At 68.3% G+C, this 19246-nt stretch carries 16 protein-coding genes and 1 tRNA gene; 14 read left to right on the forward strand and 3 right to left on the reverse strand.

Annotated elements, in window-relative coordinates:
* Positions 1 to 18: 18 nt before the first annotated feature.
* From AC4GYU_RS08360 to AC4GYU_RS08395, 8 genes are all read left to right on the forward strand, one after another.
* Positions 19 to 1212: an amino acid aminotransferase gene (locus tag AC4GYU_RS08360; protein WP_491086425.1), complete on the forward strand. Its 1194-nt coding sequence runs from the start codon at positions 19 to 21 to the stop codon at positions 1210 to 1212.
* Positions 1205 to 3289 carry a transketolase C-terminal domain-containing protein gene (locus tag AC4GYU_RS08365; RefSeq protein WP_491086426.1) on the forward strand — a complete coding sequence of 695 codons (2085 nt, stop codon included), beginning with the start codon at positions 1205 to 1207 and terminating at the stop codon, positions 3287 to 3289. The genes AC4GYU_RS08360 and AC4GYU_RS08365 overlap by 8 nt, the downstream gene beginning before the upstream one ends.
* 3 nt (positions 3290 to 3292) lie before the next feature.
* Positions 3293 to 4519, forward strand: coding sequence for a dihydrolipoamide acetyltransferase family protein (locus tag AC4GYU_RS08370; protein ID WP_491086427.1), 1227 nt, complete (start codon positions 3293 to 3295; stop codon positions 4517 to 4519).
* Positions 4520 to 4571: 52 nt separating this feature from the next.
* Positions 4572 to 5327 (forward strand): SRPBCC family protein, encoded by a 756-nt coding sequence (locus AC4GYU_RS08375; RefSeq protein WP_491086428.1) that lies wholly within the window; start codon positions 4572 to 4574, stop codon positions 5325 to 5327.
* Between the two features lie 11 nt (positions 5328 to 5338).
* Entirely contained in the window at positions 5339 to 6562 is a 1224-nt protein-coding gene (locus AC4GYU_RS08380) for a zinc-dependent alcohol dehydrogenase (RefSeq protein WP_491086429.1), read from the forward strand.
* A 14-nt stretch (positions 6563 to 6576) separates the two neighbouring features.
* Complete coding sequence (locus AC4GYU_RS08385) at positions 6577 to 7350, forward strand: SDR family NAD(P)-dependent oxidoreductase (RefSeq protein ID WP_491086430.1); 774 nt, start codon at positions 6577 to 6579, stop codon at positions 7348 to 7350.
* 68 nt (positions 7351 to 7418) lie between these two features.
* Complete coding sequence (locus tag AC4GYU_RS08390) at positions 7419 to 8471, forward strand: AI-2E family transporter (RefSeq protein WP_491086431.1); 1053 nt, start codon at positions 7419 to 7421, stop codon at positions 8469 to 8471.
* Between the two features lie 75 nt (positions 8472 to 8546).
* Positions 8547 to 10604: a S46 family peptidase gene (locus tag AC4GYU_RS08395; protein ID WP_491086432.1), complete on the forward strand. Its 2058-nt coding sequence runs from the start codon at positions 8547 to 8549 to the stop codon at positions 10602 to 10604.
* A gap of 34 nt (positions 10605 to 10638) precedes the next feature.
* Here AC4GYU_RS08395 and AC4GYU_RS08400 read toward each other — a convergent pair.
* Positions 10639 to 10715, reverse strand: a tRNA-Arg gene (locus AC4GYU_RS08400).
* A gap of 12 nt (positions 10716 to 10727) precedes the next feature.
* A complete protein-coding gene (locus AC4GYU_RS08405) occupies positions 10728 to 11702 on the reverse strand; it encodes an alpha/beta fold hydrolase (protein WP_491086433.1) in 975 nt (324 codons plus the stop codon).
* Between the two features lie 78 nt (positions 11703 to 11780).
* On the opposite strand from AC4GYU_RS08405, the gene phaR reads away from it, so the two are divergent.
* The 5 genes from phaR (at position 11781) to glmS (ending at position 17047) form a co-directional block, all read left to right on the forward strand.
* A complete protein-coding gene (gene phaR / locus AC4GYU_RS08410; RefSeq protein WP_491086434.1) occupies positions 11781 to 12317 on the forward strand; it encodes a polyhydroxyalkanoate synthesis repressor PhaR in 537 nt (178 codons plus the stop codon).
* A gap of 4 nt (positions 12318 to 12321) precedes the next feature.
* A complete protein-coding gene (locus AC4GYU_RS08415) occupies positions 12322 to 12738 on the forward strand; it encodes a hypothetical protein (protein ID WP_491086435.1) in 417 nt (138 codons plus the stop codon).
* Between the two features lie 308 nt (positions 12739 to 13046).
* Positions 13047 to 13775, forward strand: coding sequence for a hypothetical protein (locus tag AC4GYU_RS08420; RefSeq protein ID WP_491086436.1), 729 nt, complete (start codon positions 13047 to 13049; stop codon positions 13773 to 13775).
* Between the two features lie 95 nt (positions 13776 to 13870).
* Complete coding sequence (gene glmU, locus AC4GYU_RS08425) at positions 13871 to 15220, forward strand: bifunctional UDP-N-acetylglucosamine diphosphorylase/glucosamine-1-phosphate N-acetyltransferase GlmU (protein ID WP_491086437.1); 1350 nt, start codon at positions 13871 to 13873, stop codon at positions 15218 to 15220.
* A 3-nt stretch (positions 15221 to 15223) separates the two neighbouring features.
* Positions 15224 to 17047: a glutamine--fructose-6-phosphate transaminase (isomerizing) gene (glmS, locus tag AC4GYU_RS08430; protein ID WP_491086438.1), complete on the forward strand. Its 1824-nt coding sequence runs from the start codon at positions 15224 to 15226 to the stop codon at positions 17045 to 17047.
* 38 nt (positions 17048 to 17085) lie between these two features.
* Here glmS and AC4GYU_RS08435 read toward each other — a convergent pair whose 3' ends face one another.
* Entirely contained in the window at positions 17086 to 18033 is a 948-nt protein-coding gene (locus AC4GYU_RS08435) for a LysR family transcriptional regulator (protein ID WP_491086439.1), read from the reverse strand.
* Between the two features lie 81 nt (positions 18034 to 18114).
* Between AC4GYU_RS08435 and AC4GYU_RS08440 the strand changes: the two genes are divergently transcribed.
* Positions 18115 to 19227, forward strand: a complete 1113-nt coding sequence (locus AC4GYU_RS08440) for an EpsG family protein (protein WP_491086440.1) — start codon at positions 18115 to 18117, stop codon at positions 19225 to 19227.
* Positions 19228 to 19246: the final 19 nt, after the last annotated feature.

The following is a 19246-nucleotide window of genomic DNA, read 5'->3' on the forward strand; positions in this document are numbered from 1 at the left end:
ACGCGCTAATCGCCGCCCATGCTGACCAGCCCAGAACGCCGCGGCCTTGCCGACCTGCCACCCCTCGTCAGCGACTCGCTGCTGGCGCTGATCGCGATGGTCAATGCCGATACGCGGGCCGACAAGATCGACGTCGGGGTCGGCGTCTATCGCGACGGCAGGGGGCGGACCCCGGTGATGCGCGCGGTCAAGGCGGCCGAAAAGCGCCTGCTCGAGGAACAGCATAGCAAGTCCTATCTCGGCGGTGCGGGTGACCGGCGCTTCGCCGAGCTGCTCCGGCCGATGGTGCTCGGGCGCCATGCCGGCGACGACCGGATCGTCGGACTCCAGACCCCGGGCGGCTGCGGCGCCATCTTCCTTGCGGTCAAGTTGCTCGCCACCGCCAATCCCGATGCGAAAGTGCTGGTCGGGACCCCGACCTGGCCCAACCATCCGCCGATGATCGCCGGCGCCCGGCTCGAGATGGTCGAATATCGCCATTATGATCCGACTGCGAAGGCGATCGACTTCGCCGCCATGACCGAGGCGCTCCGCGAGGCGCGGCCGGGCGACATCGTCCTGCTCCACGGCTGCTGCCACAATCCGACGGGCGCCGATCTGTCCGAGGACCAGTGGCGCACCGTTGCTGACATCGTGAAGGAGCGGCGGCTCATCCCGCTGATCGACTTCGCCTACCAGGGCTTCGGGCGCGGCCTCGAACAGGACCGCTTCGGCGTCGAGCTGATGCTCGACACCTGCGACGAGGTGATCGTCTCTCAGAGCTGCGACAAGAATTTCGGCGTCTATCGCGACCGCGTCGGCTGCCTCTTCGTCAAGGCGCCGACCGCCGAGATCGCCAAGTTCGCCTTCACCCATCTCCTCCAGATCAGCCGCGAAGCCTGGTCAATGCCGCCCGACCATGGCGGCGCGACCGTCCGGACGGTGCTCGACGATCCCGCGCTCGCCGCCGACTGGCGCGCCGAGCTCGACGAGATCCACGCCCGCATCCGCATGGTCCGCGAGCGCGTCGCCGGGGCCGATCCGCGGCTCGCCTATATCGCCGACCAGCAGGGCATGTTCTCGATGCTCCCGCTCTCGATCGAGCAGGTCCGCGCGCTGCGCGAGACCCACGCCATCTACATGGCCGACAGCGGCCGGGCCAATCTCGTCGGGATCGCCGATCATCAGCTCGACCTTTTCTGCGCGGCGATCGTCGAGGCGCTGAATGGCTGACGCCGCCATGCTCGACAGCGCAGCCGCCGAGAGCGCCGAGGAACCTGCCTTTCGCACCGCCGTCGACTGGGAAGAGGTCGCCCGGCTGGTCCTCACCAGCCGCGAGCTTGACCGGCTGGAGGAAGAGGAACTCGTCCCGGCCAAGCAGGTGCTCTACCAGTTCAGCGCACGCGGGCATGACCTGGCGCAGGTGCTGCTGGGCCTGAGCCTGAAGGACGGCGATGCCGCCTGCGGCTATTATCGCTCGCGTCCGCTGCTGCTCGCGCTGGGCGTTCCGCTGGCCGACGCATTGGGCTCCGGCATGGGCCGCTCGGGCGGTTATTCGGGCGGCCGCGATATCGGCGTCGTCTTCAACTATCCCAATCCGGGCGGCGCCCACGCGCTGCCGATGTGCGGCGGGGTCGGCGCGCAATATACGCCCGCGGCCGGCTGGGCGCAGGCGGTCAAATACAAGGCCGAGGTGCTCAAGGAAGAGGCCCGCGGCAACATTGCGCTGGTCCTCGGCGGCGACGCGAGCTGCGCGACCGGGGGCTTCTGGTCGGCGCTGACCATTGCGACCACGCAAGCATTGCCCTTGCTCTTCTACGTCGAGGACAATGGCTACGGCATTTCCGTGCCCTCGACCTATCAGACGCCGGGCCAGGACATTGCCGCCAACCTTGGCTCCTTCAAGGGCCTGACGATCTTCAACGGCGACGGGACCGAGCCCGAGGAAGCCGCCCGGCTGGTCGCTGCGGCGGTCTCCCATGTCAGGGGCGGGCAGGGGCCGGCGCTCCTTCGCCTGACCGTGCCGCGGCTCGAGGGGCACAGCTACCAGGACACGCAGACCTACAAGAGCGAGGACGAGATCGCCGCCGAATGGGCACGCGATCCCTTGCCCAAGCTCAAGGCCCATTGCGCCGGCCGGCAGATCGGCGAGCAGCGCTGGGGCGAGCTCGAGCAGTCGGTCGCCTGGGACGTCGGCCAGGCCCGCGCCGAGGCCGAGGCGCGGCCGGTGCTGCCGGTCGACGAGGTCGCCAACGACGTCTTCTTCTCGGGCACCCATGCCGAGGTCGGCGGCCGCGCGGGGCTGAGCCTCGAGGGCACGCATGACGAGCCGCGGCCCGAGGGCCAGCGGATCAACATGGTGACCGCGATCCGCCGGGTGCTCGACCAGGAATTGGACGCCAATCCCAGGATGTGCGTGTTCGGCGAGGATGTCGGCCCCAAGGGCGGCGTCCATGCGGTGACATTGGGCCTCCAGGACAAATATGGCGTGGCCCGGGTGTTCGACACTTCGCTGAACGAGGAAGGCATCGTCGGCCGCGCGGTGGGGATGGCGCTCAGCGGGCTTCTGCCGGTGCCCGAAATCCAGTTTCGCAAATATGCCGAGCCGGCGACCGAGCAGATCAACGACACCGGCACGATGCGCTGGCGCACCGCCAACCGCTTTTCCGCGCCGATGGTGCTGCGCGTGCCCGGCGGCTTCTTCAAGTGCGGCGACCCCTGGCACAGCCAGACCAACGAGGTGCAGTTCGTCCACAATCCGGGCTGGCTGGTCGCGGTGCCGAGCAATGCCGAGGATGCCGTCGGCCTCCTCCGCATGAGCCTTCGCGGCAACGATCCCGTCCTCTTCTTCGAGCATCGCGCCATGCTCGACGACAGCTGGGCGCGGCGGCCGTGGCCGGGCGACGGCTATGTCCTGCCGTTCGGGCGGGCGAAGAAAACAAAGCAAGGCGACAGAATCACCATCGTCACCTGGGGCGCGATGGTCCCGCGCTGCGAAGCGGCGGCCGAGGGGATCAGCGCGGACGTGATCGATTTGCGCACACTCCAGCCGTGGGACCGGGAGATGGTGCTCGCCAGCGTCGCCCGCACCCGCCGCTGCCTCATCGTCCACGAGGATCTGCGCACCGCGGGCTTCGGCGCCGAAATCGCCGCGGTGGTCGCCGACGAGGCCTTCCTCGACCTCGACGCGCCAATTGCCCGCGTGACCATGCCCGACATCCCGAGCCCGCATCATCCGGCTCTGCTCGAGGCCGCGGTCCCGAGCGTCGAACGGATCCGGGCCGAGATCGACCGACTGGTGGGCTTCTAAGCGATGATCGATGTCCGCGTTCCCGACGAACAGGAAGGCACCAAGGCAGTCGTCCGCGCCTGGCTCAAGCAACCCGGCGACACGGTCGCGCTGAACGATCCCCTGGTCGAGCTCGAGACCGACAAGGTCACCCAGGAAGTGCCCGCGCCGGCGGCCGGGGTGCTGGCGGAGATCCTGCTTGGCACCGACGCCGAAGCGATGCCGGGGGCGTTGCTCGGCCGGATCGATGCGGAGACCCACTCCAACGACATCGTTGGTCCTGAGCGGAGCGCGGAGCGCGTAGTCGAAGGGCCGCCGCGCGAACGTGCTTCGACTTCGCTCAGCGCGAACGAGCTTCAAGGCAACGCCGAAACCCGTCTCTCCCCCTCGGTCCGCCGCGCGCTTCTTCAGCACGACCTCGACCCCGCCCGCATCACGGGCACCGGTCGCAACGGGCGCATCACCCGCGAAGACGTCGATCGCGCGGTCGAAACCGCGACCGTCAGCCATGTCGATGGGGAGCCCAAGGCCATCGCGCAGCCGCGCGTCGCCGAAGCCAACTGGCAGGACATTCCGCACGACCGGATGCGCCGCGCCATTGCCGACAATATGGTCAAGGCCGTTGCAGATGCGCCGCATGTCACGGCCCTGTTCGAAGCCGACTTCACCGCGATCACCGCACACAAGAAGGCGCTCGCCGCGCGCGGTATCAAGCTCAGCTATACCGCCTACTTCCTCAAGGCCGCGGCCGAGGCGATGGCGGTGGCGCCGGCGGTCAACGGACGCTGGGCCGACGACCGGATTATCGTCTCGCCGACGGTCGACATCGGCGTCGGCACCGCGCTCGGCGACAAGGGACTGGTCGTGCCCGTGGTCCGCGATTGCGGCAGCCTTGGTCTCGAGGAGATTGGCGCGCGGCTCGACGACCTCACCGCCCGCGCCCGCGCTGGCAAGCTCGAGCGCGCGGACGTCGCGGGCGGCAGCTTCACCATTTCGAACCACGGCGTCTCGGGCTCGCTCCTCGCGTCCCCGATCATCCTCCACGCCGGCCAGGCCGCGATCCTCGGGATCGGCAAGCTCCAGAAGCGCGTGGTGGTGCTCGACGTCGACGGAAACGACGTCATCGCGATCCGCCCGATGGCCTATGTCACGCTCACCATCGACCATCGCGTGATCGACGGCCATCAGACCAACGCCTGGCTCAGCCGCTTCGTCGCCATCCTCGAGAGTTGGCCCGCGCCGCAGGCGTAACGACAGGAACGCCCCCCTGTCCGGCTCGTTGGGTGGCCGGACAGGAGGACAGATGGTCCAGCACAAGCAAGACAAATCCGCCGCCAGCCGCGAGGCCGCGCGGCGCGACAGGAATCCCGATCGGGACGGCACCAGCAATCGGACGTTGATCGGCCTCGGCCTTGGCCTCGCCACCGCGGGCGCCGCCGCCTTCTTCTTCGCCAAGGCACGCAATGACGACGAGGACTGGACGGGTCCGAAGATCAGCGACGCGCCCGATCACGTGCTTCGCGGCAAGGCGCTGAAGCAGGCGCAGAACCAGGAACCCGGCCGTGCCCTAGTCGGGCGGACGGTGACGATCGGCAAGCCCGCGAGCGAACTCTATGCCTTCTGGCGGGCCTTCGAGCGATTCCCCGAATTCATGGACAATGTCCGTGAGATTCGGAAGCTCGACGACAAGCGATCGGAATGGACGATCGAGGCCCCGGGCGGCGCGACGGTCAAGCTCGTCACCCGCATCGCCGAGGATGTCCCGAACAAGACGATCGCCTGGGTCAGCGAGCCCGACAGTCAGGTTGAGACCGAAGGCCGGGTCGAATTCGCCGCCGCCCCGCCGGGCCGCGGCACCTACGTCCGGCTGCTGATCCGCTACACGCCGCCCGCGGGCAGCCTCGGCCGCCTCGTCGCCAAGGTCATGCAGCGCGAGCCCAACGTCCAGGCGCGCCGCGACCTGAGGCGTTTCAAGCAGCTGATGGAAACCGGCGAAGTCCCGGTCAACGCGTCCCCGTCGGGCCGCAAGAGCGAAAGCCCGACCGAGCCCCGCATCTAGGAGAATTCCGCATGAAGGCCCTTACCTGGCAAGGCCGCCACGACGTCCGCGTGGAATCGGTCCCCGATCCCGAGATCGTCAATCCGCGCGACGCCATCATCAAGGTGACCTCGACCGCCATCTGCGGCTCGGATCTCCACCTCTACGATGCCTATATCCCGACCCTCCGGGCGGGCGACGTCCTCGGCCATGAATTCATGGGCGAAGTCGTCGAGACCGGCGCCAAGTCGACGCTCAAGAAGGGGCAGCGCGTCGTCGTTCCCTTCACCATCAGCTGCGGCGATTGCTTCTTCTGCAAGAAGCAGCAGTTCAGCGCCTGCGACAACAGCAACCCGGCCGAGACCAGCGACGCGTCCGAGACGCTGATGGGTCACGCCATGGGCGCGGCCTTCGGCTATGCGCACCTCACCGGCGGCTATGCCGGGGGCCAGGCCGAATATGTCCGCGTGCCGTTCAGCGACGTCGGCCCGATCGTCATCCCCGACCATATCGACGACGACAAGGTGCTGTTCCTGTCGGACATCCTCCCGACCGGCTGGCAGGCGGCGGAGAATGCCGACATCGAGGAAGGCGACACCGTCGCCGTCTGGGGCTGCGGCCCGGTCGGCCTGTTCGCCATCCAGAGCGCCTTCAAGCTCGGCGCGCACCGGGTCATCGCGATCGACCATTATCCGCGCCGGCTCCAGCTCGCCAAGCAGATGGGCGCCGACATCCTCGACTATAGCGAAGTCGAGGTGCTCGAGGCGCTGAAGGAGATGACCGGCGGAATCGGTCCCGACGCGGTGATCGACTGCGTCGGCATGGAAAGCCATGGCCTCGCGATCGACAATATCGCCGACACGGTGAAGGCGCACATGCTGCTCGGGACCGAGCGGCCCCATGCGCTCCGCCAGGCGATCATCGCCTGCCGCAAGGGCGGCCGGGTCTCGGTCCCCGGCGTTTATGGCGGCTTCGCCGACAAGTTCCCGCTCGGCCAGCTGATGGAAAAGGGCCTGACGGTGAAGACCGGCCAGACCCACATGCAGAAATATACCGGCAGGCTGCTCAAGCTGATCGAGCAGGGCGAGCTCGACACGACCTTCCTGATCTCGCACCGCGAGCCACTCAGCAAGGCCGCGGAAATGTACCGCCACTGGCATGACGAGCAGGATCAATACACCAAGATCGTGCTGAAGCCGGGCATGGATCGCTATGCCGAAGGCCACGCCCCCGCGCGCGTCGCCGAACCGGTCTGAGGAGCAACAGGAACATGGTAGACAAACTCGCCGTCATCACCGGCGCCTCGTCGGGGATCGGTCTCGAAATCGCCAGGCTGGCGCTGGCCGAGGGCTACGAACTGATCGTCGCCAGCGACACCCCGCAGGTCGACGCGGGCGCCAGCCTTCGCGACCAGGGCGGGGTGATCGCTTCGATCGAGACCGACCTGTCGTCCGAAAGCGGCGTTCGCCAGCTGCTCGATGCGATTGGCGGTCGAACGGTCGACGTGCTGGTCGCCAACGCCGGCCATGGCCTCGGCCACGGCTTCCTCGAGCAGAGCCCCGACGAATGGCGTCACGTCATCGATACCAACATCACTGGGACCCTGCTGCTGATCCAGCCGATCGCCAAGGCGATGGCCGCGCGCGGCGAGGGCAGGATTCTCATCACCGGGTCGATCGCGGGCCACGTGCCGGCAGCTTTCCAGGCTGTCTACCATGCCTCCAAGGCGTTCGTGGACAGCTTCGCGGCCGCGCTCGGCAACGAGCTGAAGGACACGGGCGTGACCGTCACTTGTCTCAAGCCCGGCGCGACCGAGACCGAATTCTTCGCCCGTGCCGACATGGAGGATACCAAGGTCGGTGCCTCGAAGAAGGCCGATCCCGCCGATGTCGCGAAGACCGGCTGGGAGGCGATGAAGAAGGGCGAGCATGCGGTCGTCCACGGCCTTCTGAACAAGGCGCAGGTGCTGGCTGCCGGGGTTCTCCCCGAAAGCGTCTCGGCGCAGCAAGGACGCAAGATGAACGAGCCGGGCAGCGCTGACTGACCACGCGTCAGGCGAAATGATTTCATCATCGTAACGGAACGGCGGCCACCGGTCGCCGTTCTCGCGTCATGGACAGCACCTCCCCGACGTCGCGCGACGACTCCCAGTTCGTTCGGCGGACGCTCATCGTCATCGCGCTTGTCGGGCTCGCCTACCTGACCTGGCAGCTTCGTGAAGTGGTGCTGATGGTGTTCGGCGCCATCGTCATCGCGACCCTCTTCCAGAGCCTCGCCAAGCAGTTCGAGAAGCTCCGCCTGCCGAATGGCGTGGCGCTGTTGCTGTCGGTCCTCACCGTCGTCGCGATCCTCGGCGTCGGCTTTGCCCTGTTCGGCGCGCAGCTGGTCGACCAGGCCGAGGAAATCCGCGCGGCCTTGCCTAAGGCCTGGGCCGCGCTCCAGCAGCGCCTCGCGGGCTTCGGGCTCGACGGCCAGCTCGAACAGTTCACCAAAGGGGGATCGGGCAGCGGCCTCGCCGCCAGCGCCGGGCAATTCGCCATGTCGCTTGGCGGGGGCCTCGCCGACGCATTGCTGATCGTCGTCGGCGGAATCTTCCTCGCCGCCAGCCCGCGCTTCTACCGCACCGGCGCGCTGAAGCTCGTTCCCCCGGCGCGCCGTGACCTCGTCGGCGACGCCGTGGAGGATACCGGCAAGGCGCTCCGCTTGTGGCTCAAGGCGCAGCTCATCACCATGGCCGTGGTCGGCATCGCGACCGGCATCGGCCTGTGGATCGTCGGCATGCCGAGCGCGCTCGCCTTCGGCCTGCTCGCCGCGCTGCTCGAATTCATCCCCTTCATCGGCCCGATCCTTGCCGCGGTGCCGGCCGTGCTGATCGCCGCCGCCAGCGACCCCACGCTCGCGCTCAAGGTCCTCGCCGTCTATTTCGTGGTCCAGCAGCTCGAAGGTTACGTCTTCTCGCCGCTGCTCCAGCAGTGGGCGGTCGATTTGCCCGGGGCGATCCTGCTCTTCTCGCTGCTGGCGATGGGCACGTTGTTCGGGCCGCTCGGGATCATCTTCGCCGCCCCGCTCACCGTCGTCATCTACGTGCTGGTGAAGCGCCTCTACGTCCGCGAGGCGCTCGACACCGACACGCCCATTCCCGGCGAGGAAGTGACCGACAGCTGAGCGCGAACGGCGCCGCGCGCCTTGTGAAGGCCCTTGCCTGTGCTACCACGCGCACTCCCCATCCGGAGTGAAGCCTTGCGTCTGTCCCGCCTCCTGCTCGCCTCGACCCTCTGCTTGCCGACGATCGCTCATGCCGAGGAAGGCATGTGGACGTTCGACAATTTCCCGGTCGCCGCCGCCAATCGCGACCTCGGCACGAAGATCGACCAGAAGTGGCTCGACAAGGTCCGGCTCGCCTCGGTCCGCATCGGCGGCGCCTCGGGCGGACTGGTCTCGCCCGATGGCCTCATCCTCACCAACGAGCATGTCGCCTCGCGCTGCGTCGAGGACCTCTCGACGCCGGAGCGCAACTACGTCCAGACCGGCTTCACGCCCGCCAGCCGCGCCGAGGAGAAGCGCTGCCCCGGCATGACCGCCGAAGTGCTGACCGACATCACCGACGTCTCCGCCCGGATGCAGGCGGCGGGGCAGGGGCTGTCGGGCGAAGCCTTCACCAAGGCCCGGGATGCCGAGGCCGGACGGATCGAGGCCGAGGCCTGCGGCAAGGACGTGACGCGCCGCTGCCAGGTCGTCACCCTCTACCGGGGCGGCCAGTTCAAGCTCTACACCTATCGCCGCTACGCCGACGTCCGCCTCGCCTTCGCGCCCGAGCATCGCGCTTCGGCCTTCGGCGGCGATCTCGACAATTTCAGCTTCCCGCGCTTCGCCGTCGATGCGTCCTTCCTGCGCATCTACGACAAGGATGCGCCGGTGAAGACGCCGGGCTACCTCAAGTGGAATGCCGCTCCGCCGGTCGAGAACCAGCCTGTGTTCCTGTCGGGCAGCCCCGGCGCCACCCAGCGCCTCCTGACCCAGGCCCAGCTCCGCACCGTCGCCGACGTCATCCTGCCGCTCGAGCAGCTGGTGAACAGCGAGCTTCGCGGCCGCCTGCTCCGCTTCAGCCACGAGAATGCGCAGAATGCGTTCATCGCCGGCCAGGCCATTTCCTCGATCGAGAATGTCTACAAGCGCGGCTTCGGCCGCCAGCAGGCGCTGATCGACGCTCGCTTCATGGCCGAGCGCGCGCGCCAGGAAGCCGACTTCCGCGCCCGCGCGCAAGGCGACGCTGCACTCACCCAGGCGATCGGCGATCCGTGGCGCGACCTCGCCGCGCTCCAGGACGAGGTCATCCGCCTCTATCCCGGCTATTACATGCTTGAGGCTCGCGCCGGCGGCGGTTCGCAGCTCTACAACTGGGCCGAGGATCTCGTCCGCGGCGCGCAGGAGAAGACCAAGCCCAATGCCGACCGGCTCGCCGAATATGGCGACGCGCGTCTGTCGGGGGTCGAGAACAGCCTGTTCGCCGAACGCCCGACCTACCCGGCGCTCGACGAGGTCCAGCTTGCCTGGTGGCTGTCGAAGGTGCGCGAGATCCTGACCGTCGACGATCCCCGCATCGCGCCGTTGCTCGGCAAGGAATCGCCCGAGCAGCTCGCGGCCCGGCTTGCCCGCGGCACGAAGCTCGGCGATCCGGCGGTGCGCAAGGCGCTCTGGGCTGGCGGTCTTCCCGCGATCCAGGCCTCGGACGATCCGCTGATCCGCTTCCTCCTGCAGATCCAGGACGTCACCCGCGCCACCCGCAGCGACTATGAAGCCAAGGTCCAGGCCCCGACCGACCGCGCCAGCGAAGCGCTCGCGAAGGCCCGCTTCGCCGTCTACGGCACCAGCGTCTATCCCGATGCCACCGGCACCCTGCGCCTGACCTATGGCCGCCTCAAGGGCTGGACCCACCAGGGGAGGACCGTGCCGTTCGCGACCACCTTCGGCGGCCTGTGGAATCGCGCGACCGGGGCCGAGCCGTTCGACGTCGCGCCGCGCCTGCTGGCGGCGAAGGATCGGATCGCCCCGGGCACGATCCTCGACGTGGCCGCCTCGACCGATACGATCGGCGGCTCGTCGGGCTCGCCCGCGATCAATGCCAAGGGCGAAATCATCGGCGCGAATTTCGATTCGACCGTGCTCACCCAGCGCAACGCCTACGGCTACGATCCCAATCTCAACCGCAGCGTGCTGGTGACGACGACCGCCATCACCGCGGCCCTGCGCCATGCCTATGGCCAGGAGCATCTGCTGCGCGAACTGGGCGTCCGCTGAGCGAGGGGCCGTAGGCTCGAGTATGTTGGGGAAGTGGCGCACCCGACAGGATTCGAACCTGTGGCCTCTGCCTTCGGAGGGCAGCGCTCTATCCAGCTGAGCTACGGGTGCGTGGCGCTCGCCCTAGCCGCGCTCGCGCAGCCCTTCAAGCCATGACAGCAGCGGCGCCTGCAGAAGTCGCGGCGCGTCGCGCCCAATGACCATGCCGACATGCCCCGTGGGGCAGTGACGCTGTTCGCCCGGGGCGCCGGTTGCGGCCGGCGCGATCCGGTCGTTGGCCGCCGTGAAATGGAGGAGATGGCAGCCGGGCAGCGGTCCGAAGCCTTGGGCGCCGTCCCCGAACAGCCGCTCGACCAGCTGGGCCGCGGCGGGGAGGGGCAGGGGCTCGCCCATGTTGGCCCAGTCCTCGAGCATCACGAACCGGCGCTGCTCGGGGCTTCCTTCGGCAAGCGTCGCGAAGGCCGCATATTTGGCGACCACGCGGCCGGGATCGATCTGCCAGAAGGCGGTCTGCAGCACTTCCATCGGGCAAAAACCGAGGCTTGCCGACGCCGACCGGCTCGCCGCCCAGGCGGACAGCAGGCCCGCGCGCGCCTCAGCCGGATAGGCATCGAAGCGCCATGGCGAGGCGATGGTCGCGACCCCGCGCACCGCGGGTGCGAGCGCCGCCGCCCGCAGCGCGAGCGTCCCGCCGAGGCAATAGCCGACCAGCAGCCGTGCCCCCGCCTCGGCGAGCAGGGGCAAGAGCAGTTGCTCGACATGGCCGTCGAGGTCGAGCCCGCGGCGATGGCGCGCCTCGCCCCAGTCGAGCAGCAGGACGCGGTTTCCTCGCGCCGCCAGCGCATCGGCCAGCGAACTGCCCGCGTCGAGATCGAGGATGTGCGGCGGATTGATGAGCGACGGCACAAGCACGACCGGCTCGCCCGTGCCGCCGCAGTCGCGCAGCGCAGCGCCCTCTCGCCGGTGGAGGATCGGCCGCGTCCGCGGCGCCGGCACGTCGCGCACCGACTGGTAGCGGCTAAGCCCCTCGAGCGCCGCCCGGCCCAGTTCAGGATCGCGCAAGGCCGCCGCGCGAAGATGCGCGAGGAACAGCGGCAAGGGTCGGGGACCGCGCGTTTGTTGCGGTGCGGCGAACGGCGGTGCTAGGTCCTGACCCACGCTTTCGAGGACTGCCCGATGAATGCCGCTCCCCACAAGGTCACGATCAAGAAATATGCCAACCGCCGGCTCTACGACACGGAGAGCTCGACCTATGTCACGCTCGACCGGCTGGCCCAGATGATCCGCGAGGGTCGCGACTTCGTGGTGGTCGATGCCAAGACCGGCGAGGACATCACCCATCAGGCGCTGACCCAGATCATCGTCGAGGAAGAGGCACGGGGCGGCGCAACCATGCTGCCCGCGAGCTTCCTTCGCCAGCTGATCGCGCTCTACGGCAATTCGATGCAGACCATGGTCCCGCAATATCTCGATGCCGCGATGGCAAACTTTTCCAAGAACCAGGCGGCGTTCAAGGACGCGTTTGGAAGCAATCTCTTCGCCGACCTCGCCAAGCGCCAGATGGCCCTGTTCGAGCAGGGCGCGAAGGCCTTCGCCGGGACTGTCAGCCCGGCCGCCCCCACGGCGAAACCGGCCGGCGGCGACGACGAAGTGTCGGCGCTGAAGGCCGAGCTCGACGCGCTTCGCGCCAAGGTCGACAAGCTCGCTGGCTGAGATGATGATCCTGTTGCTGAGCGCGGCGCTTCAGGCCGCGACCCTTGCCCCTGCCGCACCCGCCGACTGGCGGACCCGCCCGCTAACCGCCGGCGCCTGGACTTGGCGGACCATGGCCGATTCGAGCGAGGCGATCTTCTCCGATTCGCGGGGAGCCCAGCTCACCATTCGCTGCACCCGCTCGACACGGCGGGTCAGCATCGTCCGCACCGGTGCGCTGTCGACCATCCCGATTCGCGTCGCGACGACGACCGGCGACCGGCTTCTTCCGGTCGGCAACAGCCTGCTTGCGAATGACCCCTTGCTCGATGCGGTCGCGTTCAGCCGGGGGCGTTTATGGTTCGATGCGCAGGGGACGATGCCGCTGGTGCTGCGCTCGGCGCCGGAGCCGGCGCGAGCCATCGAGGATTGCCGAAGCTAGACCGCATTTCAAGACTTGAACGTTCCTCCGCTTCGCGCATTCTCGGCCTTGCCAACAACGCAGCGAAAGGAGGTGATCCGATGTCTCATGGTTCAGCAGAGAGGTCGGTGAAGTTCGTTCGGGAGCCGCGGGTCTAGCCACCCGCCGATGGTCTCCCGGGCTGGAGCTCTCCGGCCGCTGACCATGTCGAAGGGGCCGTCGCTGCTGAGGCGACGGTCCCTTTTACGTCTCTGGCATCCTTGACAAGCGGAACCGTTGCGCGGCTGCATCGTCTTGTCGAAAACGCCTTTCAACGGGGAGACGATATCGTGGCACGAGCCAAGACCTCGAAGTCGAACAACAACGGGGGCAACAGCTCCTTCACCAGCCAGGACAGCGCAGGCTCCAGCAGCACCGGATCGCAATCGACCGGCGCCAATGCATCCGACGACGACAGCCCGCTGAACGACACGCTCGACAAGCTGGCCAAGGCCGCGATGAGCAAGGAAATGCTCGCCGCCGGTCTTGCCGCCGCGGCCGCCGCGATCAGCGCCAGCCCGTCGGTCCGCCGCAAGATCCGCGACGCGGGCGCCGATGCCGCCGACACCGCCAGCAATGCCGCAAGCTCGATGGCCGCCAGCGTCAGCCGCCTCGGCTCGCTGATCGCCGACGCCGTCGCCGATGCGGCGCAGAAGGTCCTCGGCGGGTCGTCGACCGCGTCGGGTTCGTCCTCATCGTCGAGCAAGAGCAGCGGCTCGTCGGCCCGTTCGTCGGCCAGCACCGCCAAGCGCAGCGCCAGCCAGCGCGCCTCGGCCGCCAAGGAGAAGGCGACCGGTACCGGCCGCTCGGCCTCGAGCCGCTCGTCGGGCACCGCCAAGGCGACCGGCGCCGCCGGTGCCGCCAAGTCGGCGGCCAGCTCGGCCAAGCGCAGCGCCGCCAGCCGCGCCGGCGCGGCGACGCGTTCGCGCTCGACCAGCCGTTCGGGCAGCTCCGCGTCCCGCGGTGGCCGCAAGCCGACCGGCGGCGGAAACTCGGGCGGCGACAGCAGCAAGAGCTGATCGCGTCTGCCTTTGACCAACAGAAAAGGGCTTCCGATCCCGGCAGGGGCGGAAGCCCTTTCGCTTTTCCCGAGCCCGTGCCAGAGCCCGCGACCATGAATTCGCTTGCCGTCGTCATCCTCGCTGCCGGGCAGGGCACCCGCATGGCCTCCGACCTGCACAAGGTGCTGCACCCGCTCGCCGGTCGCCCGATGCTGCTCCACCTGCTCGACACGGTCGCCGGCATCGGCGCCGAGCGGACGGTGCTGGTCGTCGGCAAGGGCCGCGAGCAGATCGAGGCGGCGGTCGCGGACCGCAATCTCGCCATCGCCGTCCAGGCCGAGCAGAAGGGGACCGGCCATGCGGTCGCCCAGGCCGCCGCGGCGCTCGAAGGGTTCGAGGGCGACGTCCTCGTCCTCTATGGCGACACGCCCCTGGTCGAGGCAGCGACGCTCACCGGCATGGCGCAGCGTCTCGCTGCCGCCGACCAGCCCGGGGTCGTCGTGCTTGCGTCCACGCCCGCCGATCCCGGCGCCTATGGTCGGGTCATCCTTGGCGAAGGCGACGTCATCGACCGGATGGTCGAGTATAAGGACGCGAGCGACGCCGAACGCGCCGTCCGCCTGTGCAACAGCGGCATGCTCGCCGCCCGCTCGTCCGACCTGTTCCGCTGGCTCGCCGCGGTCGGCAACGACAATGCCGCGGGCGAATATTACCTCCCCGACATCGTCATGGTCGCCGAGCGCGAAGGCCGCCGCTCGGTGATGGTCGAGTGCGACGCCTGGCAGACCGCCGGGATCAACAGCCGCGCCGAATTGTCCGCGGTCGAGGCCCAATGGCAGGGCCGCCGCCGCGCCCGCGCCATGGCCGAAGGCGCGACCCTGCTCGATCCCGCCACCACCTGGTTCAGCCATGACACGAAGCTCGGCCGCGATGTGCTCGTCGAGCCGAGCGTCTTCTTCGGGCCCGGCGTCTCGATCGCCGACGGCGCCACCATCCGCGCCTTCTCGCACCTCGAGGGCGCGGCAGTCGGCAAGGGCGCCGAAGTCGGCCCCTATGCCCGCCTGCGCCCGGGCGCGGAGCTTGGCGAGAAGAGCAAGGTCGGCAATTTCGTCGAGGTGAAGAAGGCGCGCCTCGGGGCCGGGGCCAAGGCCAATCACCTCAGCTACATCGGCGATGCGGAGGTCGGCGCGAAGGCCAATATCGGCGCCGGCACCATCACCTGCAATTACGACGGCTTCTTCAAATATCCGACCCGGATCGGCGAGGGCGCCTTCATCGGCTCGAACAGTTCACTGGTCGCGCCGGTTACCGTGGGGGCCGGGGCCATCGTCGGCGCCGGCTCGGTCGTCACCCGCGACGTCGAGGCCGAGGCGCTGGGCGTTACCCGCGCCGACCAGAAGCAATTATCCGGCTGGGCCACCCGGTTCCGCGAGCGCCAGAGCGCCAAGAAAGGTCAGAAGTAAGTCATGTGCGGAATCGTCGCGATCGTCGGCAAGGACCTCGTTTCCACGCGCCTCTTCGAAGGGCTGAAGCGGCTCGAATATCGGGGCTATGACAGCGCGGGCATCTGCACCGTGGTCGATGGCGACTTCGACCGCCGCCGCGCCGAGGGCAAGCTCGACAATCTCGCCCAGCGCCTCGCGGAGGATCCGCTCGGCGGCGACGTCGGCATCGCCCACACCCGCTGGGCGACCCACGGCGCCCCGACCGAGGGCAATGCCCATCCGCACATCGCCGGGCCGGTCGCGCTCGTCCACAACGGTATCATCGAGAATTTCAAGCCGCTCCGCGAGGAACTGCTCGCCGAGGGCCGTACCATCCTCTCGGAGACGGACAGCGAGGTCGTCGCGCACCTCGTCGCCCGCGAGATCGAGCGCGGCGCGAGCCCCGAGGAGGCCGTCGCCACGGTTCTTCCGCGTCTACACGGCGCCTTCGCCATGGCTTTCCTGTTCCGCGATTTCCCCGATCTCGTGATCGGCGCGCGCATGGGCGCGCCGCTCACCGTCGGCTTCGGCGAGGGCGAGAATTACCTCGGCTCGGACGCCATCGCGCTTGCCCCCTGGACGCAGCGCATCGCCTATCTCGAGGAAGGCGACTGGGTCGTGGTGAAGCGCGACGAGGTCCGCATCTTCGACCGCGCCAATCAGCCGGTGACACGCGCCAAGGTCGACAGCGACGCCTCGGCCGAGACCATCTCCAAGGGCAATCACGCGCACTTCATGCGCAAGGAAATCTTCGAGCAGCCGGTGGTCGTCGCGCAGACCTTGCAGAGCTATGTCCGCGCCTTCGACGGCGAGGTCGCCATTCCCGCCACCGACTTCGACTTCGCCTCGGTCGAGCGCGTGACCATGGTCGCCTGTGGAACCAGCTTCTACGCCGGCATGGTCGGCAAATATTGGATCGAGCGCTTCGCCCGCGTGCCGGTCGACATCGATGTCGCATCCGAATTCCGCTATCGCGACCCGATCCTCGAGGACGGCGGCCTCGCCCTCTTCATCAGCCAGTCGGGCGAGACCGCCGACACGCTCGCCGCGCTGCGCCACGCCCGCGAATGCGGCCAGAAGATCGCGGTCGTGGTGAACGTGCCGACCAGCTCGATGGCGCGCGAGGCCGACCTTCTCCTGCCGACCCGCGCCGGTCCCGAGATCGGGGTGGCTTCGACCAAGGCCTTCACCTGCCAGCTCGCCGTCCTTGCGGCGCTCGCGGTCAATCTCGCCCGCGCCAAGGGCCGGATCACGGCCGAGGAAGAGCGCGAGATCGTCGCCCATCTCGCCGAGGCGCCCGAGGCCATGACCCGCGCCATCGACCATGACGAGGACATCAAGGCGATGGCCCCGCTGATCGTGCCGGCGCGCGACGTCCTCTATCTCGGCCGTGGTCCCGATTATCCGATGGCGCTGGAAGGCGCGCTGAAGCTCAAGGAAATCAGCTACATCCACGCCGAAGGCTATGCCGCGGGCGAGATGAAGCACGGGCCGATCGCGCTGATCGACGACCAGGTCCCGGTGATCGTTCTCGCGCCTTCGGGGCCTTTGTTCGAGAAGACCGTCAGCAACATGCAGGAGGTCCGCGCCCGCGGCGGCAAGATCGTCCTCATCAGCGACGCGCAAGGCATTGCCGAGGCAGGCGAGGGCGCCATGGCGACGATCGAGATGCCGGCGGTCCACCCGCTCATCGCCCCGCTCGTCTACGCCATCCCGGTCCAGTTGCTTGCCTATCACGTGGCAGTGCTCAAGGGCACCGATGTCGACCAGCCGAGAAACCTCGCCAAGAGCGTCACGGTCGAGTGAACGGAAAGGACCGCGCGTCCACCTGAAGCCGCGAAAAGCTAGGCCGCTCGCGCCTGGTCGAGGCTTCGGATGTGCGCGGTCAGGCGGTCGTAAAGGAAGTCGATGACGGCGCGGACCGCAGGCTGGTGGCGCACCCGTTCGTGGGTCAGCAGCCACATGATCCGCTTCTCCTCCATCGGTGGCACGCAACGGATAAGGTCCGGCATGCCGTCGGCGACGATGCTGGGCAGGACCGATACCCCGAGGCCGGCGCGGACCGCGCTCAGCAGCCCCGACGCGCTGCCCTGTTCGATCAGCACCCGGTCCTGAAGGTCAGCCTGCTCGATCCATTCGCCCCATTCACGGGCAAGCTGGCCACCGCCACCACCGATGATCACATGGTTGCGAAGCGCTGCCACGTTGGCCGGCCTCCCGTGACGCTCGGCATAGGAGCGGCTGCAATAGAGCGTCCAGTCGTCGCGGGCGATGATCCGGCCGACAAGGCCCGCGCCATGCGGATTGATGCTGCTGCGCACCGCAATGTCGGCTTCGCCCGCGCCCAGGTCGCGAAGGCCGATCGTATTGTCGATCTCGATGCGGATGTCGGGATAATGCTCGCGCAGATCGAGCAGCATGGGCGCAAGGAGCGTGCTGCTGAAGATTTCCTCAGCGGTAATCCGCACCGTGCCGGCAAGATCGCGTCCCGCCGCCCGGGCCTGCGCCTGGACCGCGAGCGCAGCCCGCTCGACCTCCTCGGCCTGGGGCACGAGTTCGGCGCCGGCTGCCGTCAGCGCATAGCCGCCGGGACGCCGTTCGAAGAGGAGGATGCCGAGCGCCTCCTCGAGCGCCGCGATGCGCCGGGCGACGGTCGTCTGGCTGACCCGCATCGCGCGCCCGGCCGCGAGCGTGCTTCCGCTCCGTGCGACCGCGAGGAAGGAGCGCCAGTCGTTCCAGTCCGCTTCCCGCTGCATGCCGCCAATATAGTCGCGCCATCGGCCCATGGCCATGAGCGGCCCGCTGCACCGTTCGCCGCCTTGTTCGAGAAGCCGCCTTGCCACCCGGGGTCAGCGGTGTAGAGCGGCACCCGCATGCTGCCTTACTGGTTTCTTTTCCTGTATTTCGCCCTTGGCGGGCTTCTTCGGATCCGAGCCCAGGCGGCCGCGGCGCTGCCGGTCGACGTCAACGGCCAGCCGGTGGCGGGGGTGGGCACGGGCACGCCGCTCAACAGCTTCATGTTCATCGTCGGGATGATCATCGTCGCGCTGATGGTGGGGCTTCGCTACGAGGTCGGCGCGGACTGGTTCAACTACGAGAACATCTTCCGCTACTCGAGCCTCGCCAAGTTCGACACCAACATCGCGCAGGGCGACTGGGGCTATCAGTTCCTCAACGGCCTGATCGCCGAGATCGGCGGCACCCTTTGGCAGGTGAACCTCGTCTGCGCGGCCATCTTCACCTGGGGCCTTTACCGCTTCGCCCGCAGCCAGCCCGATCCGTGGTTGGTGATCGTGGTCGCCATTCCCTACCTCATCATCGTCGTCGCCATGGGCTACACCCGCCAGGCGGCGGCGCTCGGCTTCCTCATGGCCGGGCTTTCCGGCGTGATCAGGGGCGGGGGCCTCGTCCGCTTCGCCGGCTATGTCGCGGCCGCGGCGCTGTTCCACCGCACCGCGATCGTCGTCCTTCCGCTGATGGGCTTCATCTTCCCGCGCTCGCGCGCCACGGGCCTCCTGCTCGTCGTCGGCCTGTCGATCTCGCTCTACGTCCTGTTCCTCCAGGACAGCGTCACCCTGTTCCGCACCAACTATATCGACGCGCGCTATTCCTCGCAGGGCGCGTGGATCCGCGTCGCCCAGCTCGCCTTCGCCGCGTCGATCTTCGTCATCGCCCGCAAGTCGATGCGGTTCAGCGAGGTCGAGGGCAAGATCTGGCGCAACTTCACCATTGTCTCCTTCCTGACCGTGGTCGCCCTGGTCCTGACGCCGAGTTCGACCGCGGTCGACCGCGTCTCGCTCTACCTGATGCCGCTTCAGCTGGCGGTGATCGCACGTCTGCCTTTGTGGTTGACCAATGCCGTGATCGGCCGCCTCGCCGTCGTCGGCTATGCCGCAGCGGTGCTGTTCGTGTGGCTGAACTACGCCGTCCACGCCGACTACTGGCTTCCTTACCAGACCATTCTCTTCTCCGATTCAGGACGCTGACCGTCATGACCAATACTGC

It is taken from the genome of Sphingomonas sp. SP2 (genome assembly GCF_058313385.1).

Excerpts from the sequence above, each read along its gene's own strand:
- AC4GYU_RS08360 (WP_491086425.1), top strand. The coding sequence starts at position 19 with ATGCTGACCAGCCCAGAACGCCGCGGCCTTGCCGACCTGCCACCCCTC.
- AC4GYU_RS08365 (WP_491086426.1), top strand. The coding sequence starts at position 1,205 with ATGGCTGACGCCGCCATGCTCGACAGCGCAGCCGCCGAGAGCGCCGAG.
- AC4GYU_RS08370 (WP_491086427.1), top strand. The coding sequence starts at position 3,293 with ATGATCGATGTCCGCGTTCCCGACGAACAGGAAGGCACCAAGGCAGTC.
- AC4GYU_RS08375 (WP_491086428.1), top strand. The coding sequence starts at position 4,572 with ATGGTCCAGCACAAGCAAGACAAATCCGCCGCCAGCCGCGAGGCCGCG.
- AC4GYU_RS08380 (WP_491086429.1), top strand. The coding sequence starts at position 5,339 with ATGAAGGCCCTTACCTGGCAAGGCCGCCACGACGTCCGCGTGGAATCG.
- AC4GYU_RS08385 (WP_491086430.1), top strand. The coding sequence starts at position 6,577 with ATGGTAGACAAACTCGCCGTCATCACCGGCGCCTCGTCGGGGATCGGT.
- AC4GYU_RS08390 (WP_491086431.1), top strand. The coding sequence starts at position 7,419 with ATGGACAGCACCTCCCCGACGTCGCGCGACGACTCCCAGTTCGTTCGG.
- phaR (WP_491086434.1), top strand. The coding sequence starts at position 11,781 with ATGAATGCCGCTCCCCACAAGGTCACGATCAAGAAATATGCCAACCGC.
- AC4GYU_RS08415 (WP_491086435.1), top strand. The coding sequence starts at position 12,322 with ATGATCCTGTTGCTGAGCGCGGCGCTTCAGGCCGCGACCCTTGCCCCT.
- glmU (WP_491086437.1), top strand. The coding sequence starts at position 13,871 with ATGAATTCGCTTGCCGTCGTCATCCTCGCTGCCGGGCAGGGCACCCGC.
- glmS (WP_491086438.1), top strand. The coding sequence starts at position 15,224 with ATGTGCGGAATCGTCGCGATCGTCGGCAAGGACCTCGTTTCCACGCGC.
- AC4GYU_RS08435 (WP_491086439.1), bottom strand. The coding sequence starts at position 18,033 with ATGGCCATGGGCCGATGGCGCGACTATATTGGCGGCATGCAGCGGGAA.
- AC4GYU_RS08440 (WP_491086440.1), top strand. The coding sequence starts at position 18,115 with ATGCTGCCTTACTGGTTTCTTTTCCTGTATTTCGCCCTTGGCGGGCTT.